At 65.5% G+C, this 1,103-nt stretch carries 1 protein-coding gene; it reads left to right on the forward strand.

Annotated features, from left to right (window positions below):
• A partial coding sequence (locus tag ACFT7S_RS38720; protein ID WP_382741257.1) for a beta-ketoacyl synthase N-terminal-like domain-containing protein occupies window positions 1-1,103 on the forward strand: 1,103 nt, incomplete at both ends.

Consider the following 1,103-nt stretch of genomic DNA (forward strand, 5'->3'; position numbering starts at 1 on the left):
TTCGGGATTTCGCCGCGTGAGGCGGTGGCGATCGATCCTCAGCATCGTTTGTTGTTGGAGGCGTCGTGGGAGGTGTTGGAGCGTGCGGGGATTGATCCGGTGTCGGTGCGGGGGAGCCGGACGGGTGTGTTCGCGGGGGTGATGTATCACGACTACGGGGTTGTGGTGGATCAGGCTGCGGAGCAGGTTGAGGGGTTTTTGGGGACCGGGGGCAGTATTGCTTCGGGTCGGGTGTCGTATGCGTTCGGGTTCGAGGGCCCGGCGGTGACGGTGGATACGGCGTGTTCGTCGTCGTTGGTGGGTTTGCATCTGGCGGTGCAGGCGTTGCGGTCGGGTGAGTGTGATCTGGCGCTTGCCGGTGGTGTGACGGTGATGGCGACGCCGGAGATTTTTGTTGGTTTTTCGCGGCAGCGTGGGTTGTCGGCGGATGGTCGGTGCAAGGCGTTTGCGGCGGGTGCGGATGGCACCGGCTGGGGTGAGGGTGTGGGGTTGCTGCTGGTGGAGCGGCTGTCTGATGCTCGGCGTCTGGGTCATCCGGTGTTGGCGGTGGTGCGTGGTACTGCGGTGAATCAGGATGGTGCGAGTAATGGTCTGACGGCGCCGAATGGTCCGTCGCAGCAGCGGGTGATTCGGCAGGCGTTGGCGAATGCGCGGGTGTCGGCGGCTGGTGTGGATGTGGTCGAGGCGCATGGGACGGGGACGTCGCTGGGTGATCCGATCGAGGCGCAGGCGTTGTTGGCGACGTATGGGCAGGATCGGGGCGAGGGCGGTGAGCCGTTGTGGCTTGGTTCGGTGAAGTCGAATCTGGGTCATACGCAGGCGGCTGCGGGTGTGGCTGGTGTGATCAAGATGGTCATGGCGATGCGGCATGGTGTGTTGCCCAAGACGCTGCATGTGGATGAGGCGTCGCCGCATGTGGACTGGTCGGCTGGTGCGGTCGAGCTGCTGACCGAGGCCAGGGAGTGGCCGTCGGACGGGGAGCGTCCGCGTCGTGCGGGTGTGTCGTCGTTCGGGATCAGTGGCACGAATGCGCACGTGATCATCGAGCAGGCTCCGGAGGCCGAGGCTCCTGCCGCGGGTGAGGTCGAACTCCCGGTGGTGCC

The organism is Streptomyces sp. NPDC057136, from assembly GCF_042670885.1.
Lineage (GTDB): Bacteria > Actinomycetota > Actinomycetes > Streptomycetales > Streptomycetaceae > Streptomyces.